General features: G+C 55.4%; 16 protein-coding genes and 1 tRNA gene. All 17 read left to right on the plus strand.

Annotation, left to right across the window (positions count from 1 at the left end; all coding sequences use genetic code 11):
* Window positions 1-79: 79 nt before the first annotated feature.
* Window positions 80-826, plus strand: coding sequence for a YebC/PmpR family DNA-binding transcriptional regulator (locus KGB27_RS21460; RefSeq protein WP_008043322.1), 747 nt, complete (start codon window positions 80-82; stop codon window positions 824-826).
* A 160-nt stretch (window positions 827-986) separates the two neighbouring features.
* Window positions 987-1,511 (plus strand): crossover junction endodeoxyribonuclease RuvC, encoded by a 525-nt coding sequence (gene ruvC / locus KGB27_RS21465; RefSeq protein ID WP_019693260.1) that lies wholly within the window; start codon window positions 987-989, stop codon window positions 1,509-1,511.
* A 115-nt stretch (window positions 1,512-1,626) separates the two neighbouring features.
* Window positions 1,627-2,241, plus strand: coding sequence for a Holliday junction branch migration protein RuvA (ruvA, locus tag KGB27_RS21470; RefSeq protein ID WP_008027783.1), 615 nt, complete (start codon window positions 1,627-1,629; stop codon window positions 2,239-2,241).
* The gene (ruvB, locus tag KGB27_RS21475) at window positions 2,242-3,303 is read left to right on the plus strand and encodes a Holliday junction branch migration DNA helicase RuvB (protein WP_008027785.1); all 1,062 of its coding nucleotides are present in this window, start codon (window positions 2,242-2,244) and stop codon (window positions 3,301-3,303) included.
* A 127-nt stretch (window positions 3,304-3,430) separates the two neighbouring features.
* The gene (ybgC, locus tag KGB27_RS21480; RefSeq protein WP_008027788.1) at window positions 3,431-3,898 is read left to right on the plus strand and encodes a tol-pal system-associated acyl-CoA thioesterase; all 468 of its coding nucleotides are present in this window, start codon (window positions 3,431-3,433) and stop codon (window positions 3,896-3,898) included.
* Window positions 3,888-4,583, plus strand: a complete 696-nt coding sequence (gene tolQ / locus KGB27_RS21485; protein ID WP_008027789.1) for a protein TolQ — start codon at window positions 3,888-3,890, stop codon at window positions 4,581-4,583. Before ybgC ends, tolQ begins: the two co-directional genes overlap by 11 nt.
* A 23-nt stretch (window positions 4,584-4,606) precedes the next feature.
* The gene (gene tolR / locus KGB27_RS21490) at window positions 4,607-5,059 is read left to right on the plus strand and encodes a protein TolR (RefSeq protein ID WP_161806672.1); all 453 of its coding nucleotides are present in this window, start codon (window positions 4,607-4,609) and stop codon (window positions 5,057-5,059) included.
* Window positions 5,059-6,138 (plus strand): cell envelope integrity protein TolA, encoded by a 1,080-nt coding sequence (gene tolA / locus KGB27_RS21495; RefSeq protein WP_008038679.1) that lies wholly within the window; start codon window positions 5,059-5,061, stop codon window positions 6,136-6,138. The genes tolR and tolA overlap by 1 nt, the downstream gene beginning before the upstream one ends.
* A complete protein-coding gene (tolB, locus tag KGB27_RS21500) occupies window positions 6,135-7,436 on the plus strand; it encodes a Tol-Pal system beta propeller repeat protein TolB (RefSeq protein WP_032832453.1) in 1,302 nt (433 codons plus the stop codon). The genes tolA and tolB overlap by 4 nt, the downstream gene beginning before the upstream one ends.
* Before the next feature lie 52 nt (window positions 7,437-7,488).
* Complete coding sequence (pal, locus tag KGB27_RS21505) at window positions 7,489-7,986, plus strand: peptidoglycan-associated lipoprotein Pal (protein WP_008027793.1); 498 nt, start codon at window positions 7,489-7,491, stop codon at window positions 7,984-7,986.
* Window positions 7,987-7,992: 6 nt separating this feature from the next.
* On the plus strand, window positions 7,993-8,826 hold the full coding sequence (gene ybgF, locus KGB27_RS21510; RefSeq protein ID WP_008038675.1) for a tol-pal system protein YbgF: 834 nt from the start codon (window positions 7,993-7,995) through the stop codon (window positions 8,824-8,826).
* 165 nt (window positions 8,827-8,991) lie between these two features.
* Window positions 8,992-9,639 carry a 7-carboxy-7-deazaguanine synthase QueE gene (gene queE, locus KGB27_RS21515; protein WP_192229105.1) on the plus strand — a complete coding sequence of 216 codons (648 nt, stop codon included), beginning with the start codon at window positions 8,992-8,994 and terminating at the stop codon, window positions 9,637-9,639.
* 1 nt (window position 9,640) lies between these two features.
* Window positions 9,641-10,333: a 7-cyano-7-deazaguanine synthase QueC gene (gene queC, locus KGB27_RS21520; RefSeq protein ID WP_008038671.1), complete on the plus strand. Its 693-nt coding sequence runs from the start codon at window positions 9,641-9,643 to the stop codon at window positions 10,331-10,333.
* 63 nt (window positions 10,334-10,396) lie between these two features.
* A tRNA-Lys gene (locus KGB27_RS21525) sits at window positions 10,397-10,472 on the plus strand.
* Between the two features lie 358 nt (window positions 10,473-10,830).
* On the plus strand, window positions 10,831-11,970 hold the full coding sequence (rffA, locus tag KGB27_RS21530; RefSeq protein ID WP_008038669.1) for a dTDP-4-amino-4,6-dideoxygalactose transaminase: 1,140 nt from the start codon (window positions 10,831-10,833) through the stop codon (window positions 11,968-11,970).
* A gap of 142 nt (window positions 11,971-12,112) precedes the next feature.
* A complete protein-coding gene (locus KGB27_RS21535; RefSeq protein ID WP_223556256.1) occupies window positions 12,113-13,711 on the plus strand; it encodes a hypothetical protein in 1,599 nt (532 codons plus the stop codon).
* A gap of 285 nt (window positions 13,712-13,996) precedes the next feature.
* The gene (nadA, locus tag KGB27_RS21540; protein ID WP_008027802.1) at window positions 13,997-15,055 is read left to right on the plus strand and encodes a quinolinate synthase NadA; all 1,059 of its coding nucleotides are present in this window, start codon (window positions 13,997-13,999) and stop codon (window positions 15,053-15,055) included.
* The last annotated feature ends 75 nt before the right edge of the window (window positions 15,056-15,130 follow it).

Here is a 15,130-nt window from a genome sequence, read left to right on the forward strand (position 1 = left end):
TTCAGGTCGAGATTTTTTGTTTGCTGGCCGGCACTCCGTGTGTGGCGGGCAATGTTTCAAAGAGAATTCGGAGCGAGTTATGGCGGGTCATTCCAAGTGGGCGAACATCAAGCACCGCAAAGAACGTCAGGATGCCAAGAAGGGCAAGATTTTCACCAAGTGGATACGTGAACTGACCGTTGCTGCCCGTCAGGGCGGCAGTGATCCGGGCTCCAACCCGCGTCTGCGACTGGCCCTGGACAAGGCGCTGGGCGCGAACATGAGCCGCGACATCATCGATCGCGCGGTGGCTCGCGGTGCCGGTGCAGCCGACACCGATGACATGGTCGAGCTGACCTACGAAGGCTACGGCCCGGGTGGCGTGGCGGTGATGGTCGAGTGCATGACCGACAACCGCAACCGCACCGCAGCGGCTGTTCGCCATGCGTTCAGCAAGTGCGGCGGTAACCTGGGTACCGACGGTTCCGTGGCTTATCTGTTCGAGCGCAAAGGGCAGATTTCCTTCGCGCCGGGCGTGGATGAAGACGCCTTGATGGAAGCGGCGATGGAAGCCGACGCCGATGACGTGGTCACGAACGAAGACGGCTCCATTGACGTGTTCACCTCGTTCGCCGGTTTCTACTCCGTGCGTAACGCTCTGGAAGCCGCCGGTTTCAAAGGTGATGACGCGGAAATCGTCATGTTGCCGACCACCAGTGCCGAACTGGACCTGGAAGGCGCCGAGAAAGTCCTCAAGCTGATCGACATGCTCGAAGACCTGGATGACGTGCAGAACGTCTATTCCAACGCGGATATCCCCGAGTCGGTGGCCGCACAGCTCGGCTAAGGGCTCACACCATCATGTAGGAGCCGGCTTGCTGGCGATGAGGCCCTCAAGTCTTGCACTGCCTTAAGGCCGTCATCGCCAGCAAGCCGGCTCCTACAGATCGGGTCGCTTTCCCGTAATGTGTCATCAGCAGGCCCCACCCTCTTAAGCCGCAGGCGTTATGACTTTAATTCTTGGTATCGACCCCGGTTCGCGCATCACCGGCTATGGCGTGGTACGCGATACCGGGCGTGGCTGCGTGTACGTGGCGTCGGGCTGTATTCGTACCGGTTCCGGCGAGTTGCATGAGCGTTTGCAAATCGTCTATCGCGGCGTGCGTGAAGTCATCCAGACCTACGGCCCGGTGACCATGGGCATCGAAAAGGTGTTCATGGCGCGCAACGCCGATTCCGCGCTGAAACTCGGTCAGGCCCGAGGCGCGGCAATCGTTGCCGGCGCCGAAGAAAATCTGGAAATCGCCGAATACACGGCCACCCAGGTCAAACAGGCAGTAACCGGGACCGGCGCGGCGAATAAAGAGCAGGTGCAAATGATGGTGATGCACATGTTGAAACTCACCAGCAAACCGCAAATCGATGCCTCGGACGCCCTGGCCATTGCCATTTGCCATGCTCACACCCGTTCCAGCCTGTTGCCTCATGGTCTGGGCACGGCACGCAGTCGTGGCGGGCGCCTGCGTCTCTGATAGCATCAGCAGTCATTTTTACGGAATGAGGGTTTTGTGCCTGTGTTGTCGGCGCAACACCCTTGTTCTGTCAGTCGCCAGCCACCGAACTGGCCAACGCTCAAGGATCTGAAACGTGATTGGACGCTTGCGCGGCACACTGGCTGAGAAACAGCCGCCGCACCTGATTCTGGATGTAAACGGTCTGGGGTATGAGCTTGAAGTGCCCATGACCACGCTGTATCGCTTGCCGTCGGTCGGTGAACCGCTGACGTTGCACACCCATTTGGTCGTACGCGAAGACGCGCAGTTACTCTATGGTTTTGCCAGCAAACGTGAGCGAGACTTTTTTCGCGAGTTGATCCGTCTCAATGGTGTAGGGCCGAAATTGGCCCTGGCGTTGATGTCGAGTCTGGAAGTCGATGAACTGGTACGTTGCGTGCAGTCCCAGGACACCTCGGCCCTGACCAAGGTGCCGGGCGTGGGCAAGAAGACCGCCGAGCGTTTGCTGGTGGAACTCAAGGATCGCTTCAAGGCGTGGGAAACTGTGCCGGCGATGTTTGCCCTGGTGCCAAACCAGCCAGGCGGGCCGGATATTGCGCCGGTCGCCACCGCGGAAAATGACGCCGTCAGCGCGCTGATTTCCCTGGGCTACAAGCCGCAGGAAGCCAGCAAGGCGATTTCCGCGATCAAGGAGAAAGGTTTGAGCAGTGAAGACATGATTCGCCGTGCCCTGAAGGGAATGATCTAAGTGATTGAAGCTGATCGTCTGATAGCCGCCACGCCGGGCCCGCGCGACCGCGAGGAAGTCCAGGATCGGGCGATTCGTCCTGTCAGTCTGGCCGAATACATTGGCCAGCCGACCGTTCGCGAGCAAATGGAGCTGTTCATCCAGGCGGCCCGTGGGCGTAACGAATCCCTGGACCACACTTTGATCTTCGGCCCGCCGGGCCTGGGTAAAACCACCCTGGCCAACATCATCGCCCAGGAAATGGGTGTGTCGATCAAAAGCACCTCGGGCCCGGTTCTGGAGCGTCCGGGTGACCTGGCTGCGCTGCTGACCAACCTCGAGCCGCACGACGTGCTGTTTATCGACGAAATCCATCGGCTGTCGCCGATTGTCGAAGAAGTGCTGTACCCGGCCATGGAAGATTTCCAGCTCGACATCATGATCGGCGAAGGCCCGGCTGCCCGTTCGATCAAGCTGGATCTGCCGCCGTTCACGCTGGTGGGGGCGACGACGCGCGCCGGCATGCTGACCAACCCGCTGCGCGACCGCTTCGGCATCGTCCAGCGTCTTGAGTTCTATAGCACCGCCGACCTGGCGACGATTGTCAGCCGTTCGGCGAACATTCTTGGCTTGCCACTGGATCCCGAAGGCGCATTCGAAATCGCCCGCCGGGCTCGTGGCACTCCGCGGATCGCCAACCGACTGTTGCGCCGGGTGCGTGATTTCGCCGAAGTTCGCGCCAAGGGCCACATCACCAAACCGATTGCCGATCTTGCCTTGAATCTGCTGGATGTCGACGAGCGTGGCTTCGATCACCAGGACCGGCGTCTGCTGCTGACCATGATCGAGAAGTTCGACGGTGGACCGGTGGGCGTCGACAGTCTGGCCGCCGCGATCAGCGAAGAACGGCACACCATTGAAGACGTGCTGGAACCGTACCTGATCCAGCAGGGCTACATCATGCGCACGCCGCGGGGGCGGGTGGTCACCCGGCATGCGTACCTGCACTTTGGTTTAAACATTCCGTCACGATTGGGCGAGATGCCCGTGGTAGACGAGTTCCTTGATGCAGTGGACGATTAATTAATCTTTGCGCGCTTATTTTTCGGGCATTGTGCTGTCCCAGGACCGTACTTTCGCGAGAAAGCCGCAGATCAATGAAAAACAGTTGCCTGGCCGGATTGGCAACCTGAGGAGTAAGCACTAGAGTATGCGCGCGCAAAACGGGCTTGAGCCTTTCGCACATCGTTGTCGCGTTTATTACGAGGACACCGATGCGGGCGGCATCGTGTATTACGTTAATTACCTCAAGTTTATGGAACGGGCTCGAACCGAGCGGCTCCGGGAGCTGGGCTTTGCCCAATCCCAGCTGGCAGGGGAGGACCTGTTGTTTGTCGTGCATTCCAGCGAAGCGCGTTACCACGCGCCGGCGCGACTGGACGACGAGCTACTGGTAAGCGCTGAAGTAATCGAATTGAACCGTGTCAGCCTGCGCTTTAAACAGCAGGTCAGGCGAGCCACGGATAATGCGCTGCTCTGTGAAGGGCAGTTTTTGGTGGCCTGTGTGCGCACTGAAAGTTTAAAACCCCGGGCCATTCCCGAAGCTCTACGTGCGGCCTTTGCCGACGTGAGCGGCGCGGGTACACACTCAAAGCAGGAGATAAAGCGTGGAAGCTAACGTCGTCGACCATTCCTCCATGTGGAGCCTGGTCAGCAATGCCAGTATCGTGGTGCAACTGGTAATGCTGATCCTGGTAGCCGCATCGGTGACCTCATGGATCATGATCTTTCAGCGCAGCAACTTGCTGCGCGCCGGTCGACGCGCCCTGGAGAGCTTCGAAGAGCGCTTCTGGTCGGGTATCGACCTGTCCAAACTGTACCGTCAGGCCGGCAGCAACCCGGACCCGGATTCGGGCGTCGAGCAGATCTTCCGTGCCGGCTTCAAGGAATTCTCCCGTCTGCGTCAGCAGCCAGGCGTTGACCCGGAAGCGGTCATGGAAGGTGTGGCCCGCGCCATGCGCGTCGCCATCTCCCGCGAAGAAGAAAAGCTCGAGCAGAGCCTGCCGTTCCTCGCCACTGTCGGTTCCGTCAGCCCTTACATCGGTCTGTTCGGTACGGTCTGGGGCATCATGAACTCCTTCCGTGGCCTGGCAACTGCCCAGCAAGCGACCCTGGCCACTGTGGCTCCAGGTATCGCCGAGGCACTGATTGCAACTGCGATCGGCCTGTTCGCCGCCATCCCTGCCGTTATCGCTTACAACCGTTTTGCCGCTCGCAGCGAAACGCTGATCGGCCGTTACTACACCTTCGCCGATGAATTCCAGGCGATCCTGCACCGCAAAGTGCACACCAGCGAAGAATAAGCAGGTAATTTCCAATGGCTTTAATCGCTCGAGCTCGCAAAAAGCGCAAGCCGGTTGCCGAGATGAACGTAGTGCCTTACATCGACGTGATGCTGGTACTGCTGGTCATCTTCATGGTGACCGCGCCGATGCTCAATCAGGGCGTGAAAGTTGATCTGCCCAAGGTTTCCAGCGAAGCCTTGCCGCAGGACAACAACACCCAGGTCCTGACCATTTCGATCAAGGCTGACAAGACCTACTACTGGAACCTTGGCAGCGAAGTCGACACTGAAAAGCAGCAGGACAGGGCAATGACCTTGCCTCAGATGACTGATGCGGTGACCAAGATCATTCGCGCCGGGACTGAAGGCGGCAAACGTACCCAGGTGTTCATCCGCGGCGACAAAACCGTCGATTACGGTTCCGTCATGGGTGCCATGGGCGGATTGCAGAAGGCCGGGGTCGGTAATGTTGGCTTGATTACCGAGGCACCCTGATGCAGCAAATGCGAGAGCCATCCGCCTCGGAAAGCTACTTCTGGCCTAGTGTCCTGGCGATTGTCTTGCACGTGCTGGTTTTCGGCATGCTGTTCGTCAGTTTTGCCTTCACACCGGAGCTGCCGCCGGCCAAGCCGATTGTCCAGGCGACCCTGTACCAACTGAAGTCGAAAAGTCAGGCGACCACCCAGACCAATCAGAAGATTGCGGGTGAGGCGAAGAAATCCGCCGCGCGCCAGACCGAAGTCGAGCAGATGGAGCAGAAGTTGATCGAGCAGGAAGCGATCAAGGCTGCGGAACAAAAGAAGGAAGACGCGGCTCAAAAAGCCGAAGAATCCAAGAAGGCCGACGAGACCAAGAAAGCGGAAGAGGCTAAAAAGGCTGATGAAGCCAAAAAAGCCGATGAAGCGAAGAAGACCGCCGAGGCCAAAAAGGCTGAAGAGAAACAATTGGCTGATATAGCCAAGAAGAAGTCCGAAGAAGAAGCCAAGAAAGCGGCTGAAGAAGAGGCCAAGAAAGCGGCCGCGGAAGAAGCCAAGAAGAAGATCGTCGAAGACGCGAAGAAGAAAGCCGCGGAAGACGCCAAGAAGAAATCTGAAGCTGAAGAGGCGAAGAAGAAAGTCGCCGAAGATGCGAAGAAGAAAGCTGCTGCCGATGCTGCGAAAAAGAAATCGCAGGAAGCGGCACGTAAATCCGCCGAAGAGAAAAAGGCTCAGGCCCTGGCAGATTTGCTTTCCGACACGCCTCAGCGTCAGCAGGCCTTGGCGGATGAGCAGGGTGACGAAGTCGCCGGCAGTTTCGATGACCTGATTCGTGCTCGTGCAGCGGAAGGCTGGGCTCGTCCACCTTCGGCACGCAAAGGCATGACGGTCGTGTTGCAAATCGGCATGTTGCCGGACGGTACGGTGACTTCGGTCAGCGTGTCCAAGTCCAGTGGTGACGGTCCGTTTGACGCGTCGGCAGTTGCTGCGGTCAAGAATATTGGACGTTTGACAGAAATGCAGGGAATGAAGCCGAGTGATTTCGCTCCGTATCGTTCATTCAAGATGACATTCACACCTGAGGATCTAGCCTTGTGAGAAACCTTCTTCGAGGAATGCTTGTCGTGATCTGCTGCCTGGCAGGGATTGCGACGGCAGATGAAAAAAACATTCTGGTCACCAGCGGCAGCGATCGGGCTACTCCGATCGCCGTCGTACCGTTTGGCAACCAGGGCGGCAGCGTGTTGCCGGACGACATGGCCGAAATCATCGGTAACGACCTGCGCAACTCGGGTTACTACTCGCCGATTCCAAAGCAGAACATGATCAGCCAGCCGAGCCAGGCCAGCGAAATCATCTTCCGTGACTTCAAGGCGCTCGGCGCCCAGTACGTCATGGTCGGCAGCATTGCTCCGGCGGGCGGTCGCCTGCAGGTTCAATACGCTCTGTTCAACGTCGCCACCGAACAGCAAGTGCTGACCGGCAGCGTGTCGGGCAGCGTTGATCAACTGCGTGACATGTCGCACTACATCGCGGACCAGTCGTTCGAAAAACTCACCGGTATCAAAGGTGCGTTCTCGACACGTCTGCTGTACGTGACTGCAGAGCGTTTCTCCGAGAAGAACACGCGCTACACGCTGCAACGTTCTGACTATGACGGTGCCCGCGCCGTGACCCTGCTGCAATCGCGCGAGCCGATCCTGTCGCCGCGTTTTGCACCGGATGGCAAGCGCATCGCTTATGTGTCGTTCGAGCAGAAGCGTCCGCGCATCTTCATGCAGAACATCGATACCGGTCGCCGTGAGCAGATCACCAACTTCGAAGGCCTGAATGGCGCGCCAGCCTGGTCGCCGGATGGCAATCGCCTGGCGTTGGTTCTGTCGAAAGACGGTAACCCGGATATCTATGTGATGAACCTGGGTTCGCGTCAGCTGACCCGTGTTACCAACGGTCCTGGCATCAACACCGAACCGTTCTGGGGCAAGGATGGTAATACCCTTTACTTCACCTCCGACCGTGGCGGCAAGCCACAAATCTACAAAACCAGCGCCAGTGGCGGTGGTGCGGAGCGTGTGACTTTCATCGGCAACTACAACGCCAATCCGAAGCTTTCGGCTGATGAAAAGACCCTGGTGATGATTCACCGCCAGGATGGCTTCACTAATTTCAAGGTGGCGGCCCAGGATTTGCAGCGCGGAAGCGTAAAAATCCTCACTGATAGCACTCTGGACGAGTCGCCTACTGTTGCGCCCAACGGCACCATGGTAATCTACGCCACCCGCCAGCAGGGCCGGGGAGTCTTGATGCTCGTGTCCATTAATGGACGCGTAAGGCTCCCGCTTCCTACCGCACAAGGCGAAGTCAGAGAACCTTCCTGGTCCCCTTACCTGAACTGACGCGGCGCTACACGTTGTACTTAACACACTGGGGTTCATTAGGAGTTTCACGATGGAAATGCTGAAGTTTGGTAAATTTGCTGCGCTGGCTCTGGCCATGGCTGTAGCTGTAGGTTGCTCGTCCAAAGGCGGCGACAACGCCGGTGAAGGCGCTGTTGATCCAAACGCTGGTTACGGCGCTAACACTGGTGCCGTTGATGGCTCCCTGAGCGAAGAAGCTGCTCTGCGCGCAATCACCACCTTCTACTTCGAATACGATAGCTCGGACCTGAAGCCAGAAGCCATGCGCGCTCTGGACGTTCACGCCAAAGACCTGAAAGCAAACGGCGCTCGCGTTGTTCTGGAAGGCAACACCGACGAACGTGGTACTCGTGAGTACAACCTGGCACTGGGCGAGCGTCGTGCGAAAGCCGTTCAACGCTACCTGGTACTGCAAGGTGTTTCCCCAGCTCAGCTGGAACTGGTTTCCTACGGCGAAGAGCGTCCAGTTGCTACCGGCAACGACGAGCAGTCCTGGGCTCAAAACCGTCGCGTCGAACTGCGTAAGTAATTCGTCATGCGAACGTGCCGTCGTGCTGTAACTGTTTTGGCTCTCAGCCTCGCACCGCTTGCGGTGTGGGCTGCGGTTCCTGTGGTCGATAATGACTCCGGCTATAACAATAGCGGGAGTAGTTATCCGCCTGCGGGTTACGGTACGAACGGCGCCTATGCCGGGGGAGGGGTTTCGGCCCCTGTCTCGGCACAGGGCGAGCTGTTCAACCAACTGCAATCGATGCAGGAGCAGATCTCGCGCCAACAAGGTGTGATTGAAGTTCTGCAAAATGATGTAGCGCGCATGAAGCAGGAAAACCTGGAGCGATACCAGGATCTTGATCGGCGCATAGGAACCGGCGTTGCACCAGCCGCGACTCCTGAGAATTCTTCTACCGGTGGCGATCTGAATGCCCCCGGCGCAGCAGCGGGTGCAGGGGCGGCAGCCGCTCAGGCTCCTGCCGCGGGTAGCGAACCGGCGGATCCAGCGAAGGAAAAACTGTATTACGATGCAGCCTTCGACTTGATCAAGGCCAAGGATTTCGACAAAGCCAGTCAGGCTTTCTCCGCTTTCCTGCGCAAATACCCGAACAGCCAATACGCGGGCAATGCCCAGTACTGGTTGGGCGAAGTAAACCTGGCCAAAGGCGATCTGCAAGGTGCAGGTCAGGCATTTGCCAAGGTTTCGCAGCTGTACCCAAAGCACAACAAAGTGCCTGATTCGCTGTACAAGCTGGCTGATGTAGAACGCCGCCTCGGTCATCCCGACAAGGTAAAAGGCATTCTGCAACAGGTCGTGTCCCAATATCCGGGCACTTCCGCCGCTCAGCTGGCCCAACGTGATCTGCAACGCATGTAAGCCTGCTTGACCCATTTCGAAGAAACCCGCGCTTGTCGCGGGTTTTTTCGTTAGAATTCACGCCCTTTTTATGAAATACGCTTTTTGGGGCCTGCGCGTTGGCGAGGTTCCTTGAAGTGCTGACGGAGGCGGACAGCCTGTTTAGCTGTTACGCCCGTGGCGACTATGCAAGACACATTGAGAATCACCGAAGTTTTCTACTCGTTGCAGGGGGAAACGCGGACTGCCGGGCTGCCCACAGTATTTGTGCGCCTGACCGGTTGCCCATTGCGTTGCCAATACTGCGACAGCGCCTATGCGTTCACTGGCGGTACTGTCCGAACGCTCGACGACATCCTCGAGCAAGTGGCCGGTTTCCGCCCGCGTTATGTGTGTGTCACCGGCGGAGAGCCGCTGGCGCAACCCAATGCCATCCCATTGCTCAAGCAGTTGTGCGACGCCGGTTACGAAGTGTCACTGGAAACCAGTGGTGCACTTGATATCTCGGCGGTAGATTCACGCGTGAGTCGCGTTGTCGACCTGAAAACCCCGGGTTCGAAGGAAGCGCATCGCAACCGCTATGAGAACATCGAGCTGCTCACCCCCAACGACCAGGTGAAGTTTGTCATCTGCTCGCGGGAAGACTACGACTGGGCCGTGTCGAAGCTGATTCAGTACGGTCTGGATCGCCGAGCCGGTGAAGTGCTGTTCTCGCCAAGCCACCATGACCTGAATGCTCGGGATCTGGCTGACTGGGTGGTGGCGGACAACCTGCCAGTACGTCTGCAACTGCAGCTGCATAAATATCTTTGGAATGACGAGCCGGGGCGCTGATATGACTGAACAAACGAATACTGCTGAAAAACGTGCGGTCATCCTGCTGTCCGGCGGTCTCGACTCGGCGACGGTCGTGGCCATGGCTCGCGCTGAAGGCTACAGCTGCTACACGATGAGCTTCGATTACGGTCAGCGGTCTCACGCCGAATTACACGCCGCTGAACGTGTTGCCCGGGACTTGGGTGTGGTCGAGCACAAGGTCATCGGTTTGAACCTGAACGGCATCGGTGGCTCGGCACTGACCGACAGCAGCATTGATGTGCCGGAAGAGGCAGGTGAAGGCATCCCTGTGACTTACGTGCCTGCTCGCAACACCGTGTTTCTGTCCCTGGCGCTAGGCTGGGCCGAAGTGCTCGGGGCGCGCGACATCTTCATTGGCGTTAACGCTGTCGATTACTCCGGCTATCCGGATTGCCGTCCTGAGTTCATCGAGTCCTTCGAGCGCATGGCCAATCTGGCGACCAAGGCCGGTGTCGAAGGCAATGGCTTCCGCATTCAGGCGCCCCTGCAAAACCTGAGCAAGGCGCAGATTGTCCAGGCGGGCGTGAAGCTGGGCGTCGATTACGGTCTGACGGTTTCCTGCTATCAGGCGGACGATAAAGGCTACGCGTGCGGCAAATGCGACAGCTGCCGACTGCGTGCGGAAGGCTTCGCAGCCGCCGGAATCAGCGATCCAACACCTTATTTTTGATTTATTTCAAATTAGGTGTTGAATAGTCCTTAAAAATCAGTATTATACGCGCCACCACACAGCGGGTCGTTAGCTCAGTTGGTAGAGCAGTTGGCTTTTAACCAATTGGTCGTAGGTTCGAATCCCACACGACCCACCATTTTTATAGCAGTTTTAAAAGTCTGGAAGGCCCACGAAAGTGAGGATTTCCGGATTTTTTTTTGCCTGGAAGAAAGTGCACGGCGCGGACGGAGCAGAGGTGTATGGCTTTCGTAGGCGTGTGACTTCGTAAGGGCCATGGCAGGCGCCATTTTCGACATGGATGTTCAGAATGACAGGCTCATCTGACATACTGTGACAAAGTGGAATTGGCAGAGACATAAAGAGATGAAAGCCCGGATCGGGGCTCTCCTTCTGCCGTCCAGGCAATAGGGTTTCAACTTTTTCTCACCGTGGTTTTCATTGAAACTCCGAAAACCTAATGAGCCAAGGCCAAAACTTACCCAGTCGGAGCAGGCATGAGCACTGAAAAAATACTCTTCAATCGTCCATACATGACGGGTAAAGAGCTGTACTACATCGCAGAAGCCAAGTTTGGGAATATGCTGGCGGGTGATGGCTCCTTCACCAAGCGTTGTCATCAATGGATTGAACAAAGCACGGGCTGTAATACTGCGCTCCTCACTCATTCGTGCACCGCCGCACTTGAAATGGCTGCATTGTTGCTGGATATACAGCCTGGCGATGAAGTGATCTTGCCGTCCTATACGTTCGTTTCAACCGCCAATGCCTTTGTACTGCGCGGTGCGATCCCTGTATTTGTGGATATTCGTAAAGATACATTGAATCTGGATGAGAAGCTGATTGAAGCAGCCATTACTCCCCGGACCAAAGCTATTGTTCCTGTTCATTATGCGGGCGTGTCCTGTGAGATGGATACGATCATGCATATTGCTCGTAAGCATGGTCTCAAAGTAGTGGAGGATGCTGCCCAGGGTGTAATGTCCAGCTATAAGGGGCGTGCACTTGGGAGTATTGGTGATCTCGGTGCATTCAGCTTTCACGAAACAAAGAATGTGATTTCGGGTGAGGGCGGTGCGCTTTTAGTTAACGAACCTCAGCTTTCGTTGCGCGCTGAAATTATTCGTGAGAAAGGCACTGATCGCAGTCGCTTCTTTCGTGGGCTGGTAGATAAATATACCTGGCAGGAAGTAGGTTCTTCATTTTTGCCAGGAGAGTTGATTGCCGCATTTCTTTGGGCTCAACTGGAAGAGGCCAAAAGTATCACCGATCGACGATTGGCAGTCTGGGACTACTATCATGCTGCCCTTGCTCCTTTGGAGCAAAAGGGCTTGTTGCGTCGTCCAATTGTGCCGGAAGACTGTCAGCACAATGCGCATATGTACTACGTGTTGCTGGCGCCAGGTGTTGATCGACAGGCTGTCCTGGAAGCGTTGAAGCAAAACGATATATCCGCAGTATTCCATTATGTTCCTCTTCATTCGTCACCAGGCGGCCTGCGCTACGGACGAGTTCATGGTTCCATGGACAATACGGATGCACTTTCAGAGTCTTTATTGCGACTACCTCTTTGGGTCGGCTTGGCACCAGAGCAGCAAGATAAAGTCGTGGACGTCTTGGCGCGGGCTATTAGTTAATCTACGTGTTTTGTGAAGAGTTGCAGTGAGATTCAATGGCGAACAGGGTGCCATTCGTGGCATCCGTGCCTATGGTGCGTGAGGTTAATATCTCCGGAACAGGCATATTGAAGTTCGTTTTCATAACAGAGATTTAGACATTATGTTTTTTGCGGTGCTAAAGCAGGTATCTGAAAGAATTTCGGCCAGTTTGGCTCTGAAGATAGTTTTTGTGGTGCTGGCATATTTGTCTTACGCCTTTCCCATGATTTACGCCTACTTTGAATCTGTCAATTTCATCTATGTAAACGCCTGGGATGAGGAGACTTATCTAAGCTATCAAGGCGCATTGGGTTCTTTGACAGTGCCTGGGTATTGGGCATCCGGGGCGATCGTTTATACCCTACAAAATTTGGGGTTGAGTGGGGGAGAAATCAATATTCTGTTTGATTGTCTCTTGACGCCAGCCACATTTTTCTTGCTTGTATTTATTCTTCGTCGGTTGAATGTCAACTATGGGCGGGCATTGATATACGCAGCGATAGTTTTGTTTTCTCCTATTATTTTTAATTTCGGTAATCCGCTTATAGCGCATCTGACCAGGGATTATGGTGTATTCGGTTACGGCTGGGAATATTACCAATCGGCGTTGAGAACGCCGGAGCCACAGTTGTCATATTTTTTTGTTGTGTTGGCGGTTTCGGCTTTTTTAAAAACCGGGCGCTTGCTTTGTTTGTTTGTGTTGTTGCCGTTGTTATATTTCTATGTGGGGGTATCTTATGCGTACTTCCTCGTCTGTGGTTCTATCTTGCTGCATTCATGGTTCTTTAATAAGAGCCTGAGCTATTTGCGAATAGGTATCGCCTGCGTGGCGTCTTATTTGGCTATGTCTTTCGGTTTTATGTTTTTTGATTTTCTGTTTTTGTCAAAAGATCCATTTATTTCCGCGATGTCGGATGGTTATATAAAAAGCCATGTGCCGATGTTGCCAGTTTCCGGCCTTGTAGCGCTTGGTTTTTTCTTGGTTCAGATTGCTCTTTCCCGTCGATACGCGATAAAAGACACTTGGCACCTATATAGCCAGTTTTTTATTGCTCTTTCGTTGTTCCTTGTTTGTAATGTGCACGTTGTCTCTGGGGTTATGCTGTCGTACAAGAATTATATTGATTACTCCACCAGTCTTGTGGCTGGGGTGGCAATAATTATTTTTCTTGATTTTCTAAGGTGTCATGCGATCAACGGTGCGAGGCTTGCTTGTTTTGCTGTCGCCTCGATTATTTTATATCTTACGTTCAAGGCTTATGGGTTCAACTTCAGTGAACTGGAGTACACGTATTTCCGTGGTTTGCAGTTCAAATCGGTTGAAGAATATAAGGCGGCCTCAGACGATCCGATGTCGATCGTTATTCAAGACAGTGATTTGTCTGCCAAGCTGCCTTACTCGGTTTCGATGATGGCGGTGCCACTATTCTCCTATCAGTACAACTTTCCTTTGGTTGCTAACGGATGTCGTGCTGTTCTTGAACGAATGGAAACAGTTGCCGATACTTTGAAGAGCCGTTCACAAGGCGATTCATCGTTGAAAGTTGACTATTTTGACGCTTCGATCAAAGCGTTTTCGGGACAGAAGTATGTGCCGCTTGAAAAGCAAAGGGATTTCCCCGCAAACGTGATTTGCAAAAAACTGCCCATGGATGGGGATGTCAAAGTGCTAGATGCTCAATTCAAGGATAACGGCTGGATCACCATCAAGTTATTTTGATTCGTGCACCGAAAAGCGGTGGTGGCCGGGTTTTTAATCGTCCGCCACCACTCAATCTGTTAGTACTGGCAGATTTCTCGCTTCAAGAATCATGACCGGCAAGGCGTTGTGTATCGGAATCAGCTTGAAATGGTCTTTTGTCTCCAGGGGATATTCTGTAGCCTTGCGCAGCTTCAACGCTGTCCATGCCTGATGAATACTCACTTTCCCGGCGGTACCCCTGAAGGGTCCGGAGCCGGGTGTATACTCGACTTTCGCGCGTAAGCGCTTGCAGGTCTTGCGAACATGACGCAGATTTCCGAACGCCTTCTGGTTCAAGCCCACCTCGACGCCAAGCAGCCCAAGCCGCTGACGGTCGAGGAAGAGGCCTATTATCGCGCTGCCATTGCTGCCGAGCTCAAGGCTCAGGACGCGGTGCTGGTTGCACACTTCTATTGTGATCCGGTTATTCAAGCCCTGGCTGAAGAAACCGGTGGCTGTGTCTCCGACTCGCTGGAGATGGCCCGTTTCGGCAATGCTCACCCGGCCAAGACCGTTGTGGTCGCCGGTGTGAAATTCATGGGCGAAACCGCCAAAATCCTCAACCCTGAAAAACGTGTGCTGATGCCGACCCTGGAAGCGACCTGTTCGCTGGACCTGGGTTGCCCGGTGGACGAGTTCTCGGCGTTCTGCGATCAGCACCCGGAACGTACCGTGGTGGTGTATGCCAACACCTCGGCAGCGGTCAAGGCCCGGGCGGACTGGGTTGTGACCTCAAGTTGTGCGCTGGAGATCGTTGAAAGCCTGATGGATAACGGCGAAACGATCATCTGGGGTCCGGACAAGCACCTGGGCACCTACATTCAGCGCCAGACCGGTGCGGACATGTTGCTGTGGGACGGGGCCTGCATCGTTCATGAAGAGTTCAAGTCCAAGCAGCTCGAAGACATGAAAGCGCTGTATCCGGACGCGGCGATTCTGGTGCACCCGGAATCACCGACGTCGGTGATCGAGCTGGCGGACGCTGTCGGTTCCACCAGTCAGTTGATCGCAGCGGCGCAGAGCCTGCCGAACAAGACGCTTATCGTTGCCACCGACCGTGGCATCTTCTACAAGATGCAGCAGTTGTGCCCGGACAAGGTGTTCATCGAGGCGCCAACAGCGGGTAACGGCGCGGCGTGCCGCAGTTGCGCGCACTGCCCGTGGATGGCGATGAATACGCTTGAGCGCACGCTGAAGGCCTTGAAAGAAGGGGCGAACGAGATCTTTGTCGATCCGGCGTTGATCCCTCAGGCGATTCGCCCGTTGAAGCGGATGCTCGACTTCACTCAGGCTGCGCGGATGAAGCTGGCCGGGAACGCCTGATAGCTGTCAGGCAAATTGAAAAACCTGTGGGAGCGAGCCTGCTCGCGATGGCGGAATGTCAGCAAACATTAATGT

The sequence above is a fragment of the Pseudomonas sp. BF-R-01 genome (assembly GCF_019946615.1).
GTDB classification, from domain to species: Bacteria; Pseudomonadota; Gammaproteobacteria; order Pseudomonadales; family Pseudomonadaceae; genus Aquipseudomonas; species Aquipseudomonas migulae.

What these genes read in the sequence shown, in the direction of transcription:
- queE (WP_192229105.1), top strand. Translation starts at nt 8,992, where the DNA reads ATGCAAGACACATTGAGAATCACCGAAGTTTTCTACTCGTTGCAGGGG.
- tolA (WP_008038679.1), top strand. Translation starts at nt 5,059, where the DNA reads ATGCAGCAAATGCGAGAGCCATCCGCCTCGGAAAGCTACTTCTGGCCT.
- KGB27_RS21460 (WP_008043322.1), top strand. Translation starts at nt 80, where the DNA reads ATGGCGGGTCATTCCAAGTGGGCGAACATCAAGCACCGCAAAGAACGT.
- KGB27_RS21535 (WP_223556256.1), top strand. Translation starts at nt 12,113, where the DNA reads ATGTTTTTTGCGGTGCTAAAGCAGGTATCTGAAAGAATTTCGGCCAGT.
- ybgC (WP_008027788.1), top strand. Translation starts at nt 3,431, where the DNA reads ATGCGCGCGCAAAACGGGCTTGAGCCTTTCGCACATCGTTGTCGCGTT.
- pal (WP_008027793.1), top strand. Translation starts at nt 7,489, where the DNA reads ATGGAAATGCTGAAGTTTGGTAAATTTGCTGCGCTGGCTCTGGCCATG.
- nadA (WP_008027802.1), top strand. Translation starts at nt 13,997, where the DNA reads ATGACGCAGATTTCCGAACGCCTTCTGGTTCAAGCCCACCTCGACGCC.
- queC (WP_008038671.1), top strand. Translation starts at nt 9,641, where the DNA reads ATGACTGAACAAACGAATACTGCTGAAAAACGTGCGGTCATCCTGCTG.
- ruvC (WP_019693260.1), top strand. Translation starts at nt 987, where the DNA reads ATGACTTTAATTCTTGGTATCGACCCCGGTTCGCGCATCACCGGCTAT.
- rffA (WP_008038669.1), top strand. Translation starts at nt 10,831, where the DNA reads ATGAGCACTGAAAAAATACTCTTCAATCGTCCATACATGACGGGTAAA.
- ybgF (WP_008038675.1), top strand. Translation starts at nt 7,993, where the DNA reads ATGCGAACGTGCCGTCGTGCTGTAACTGTTTTGGCTCTCAGCCTCGCA.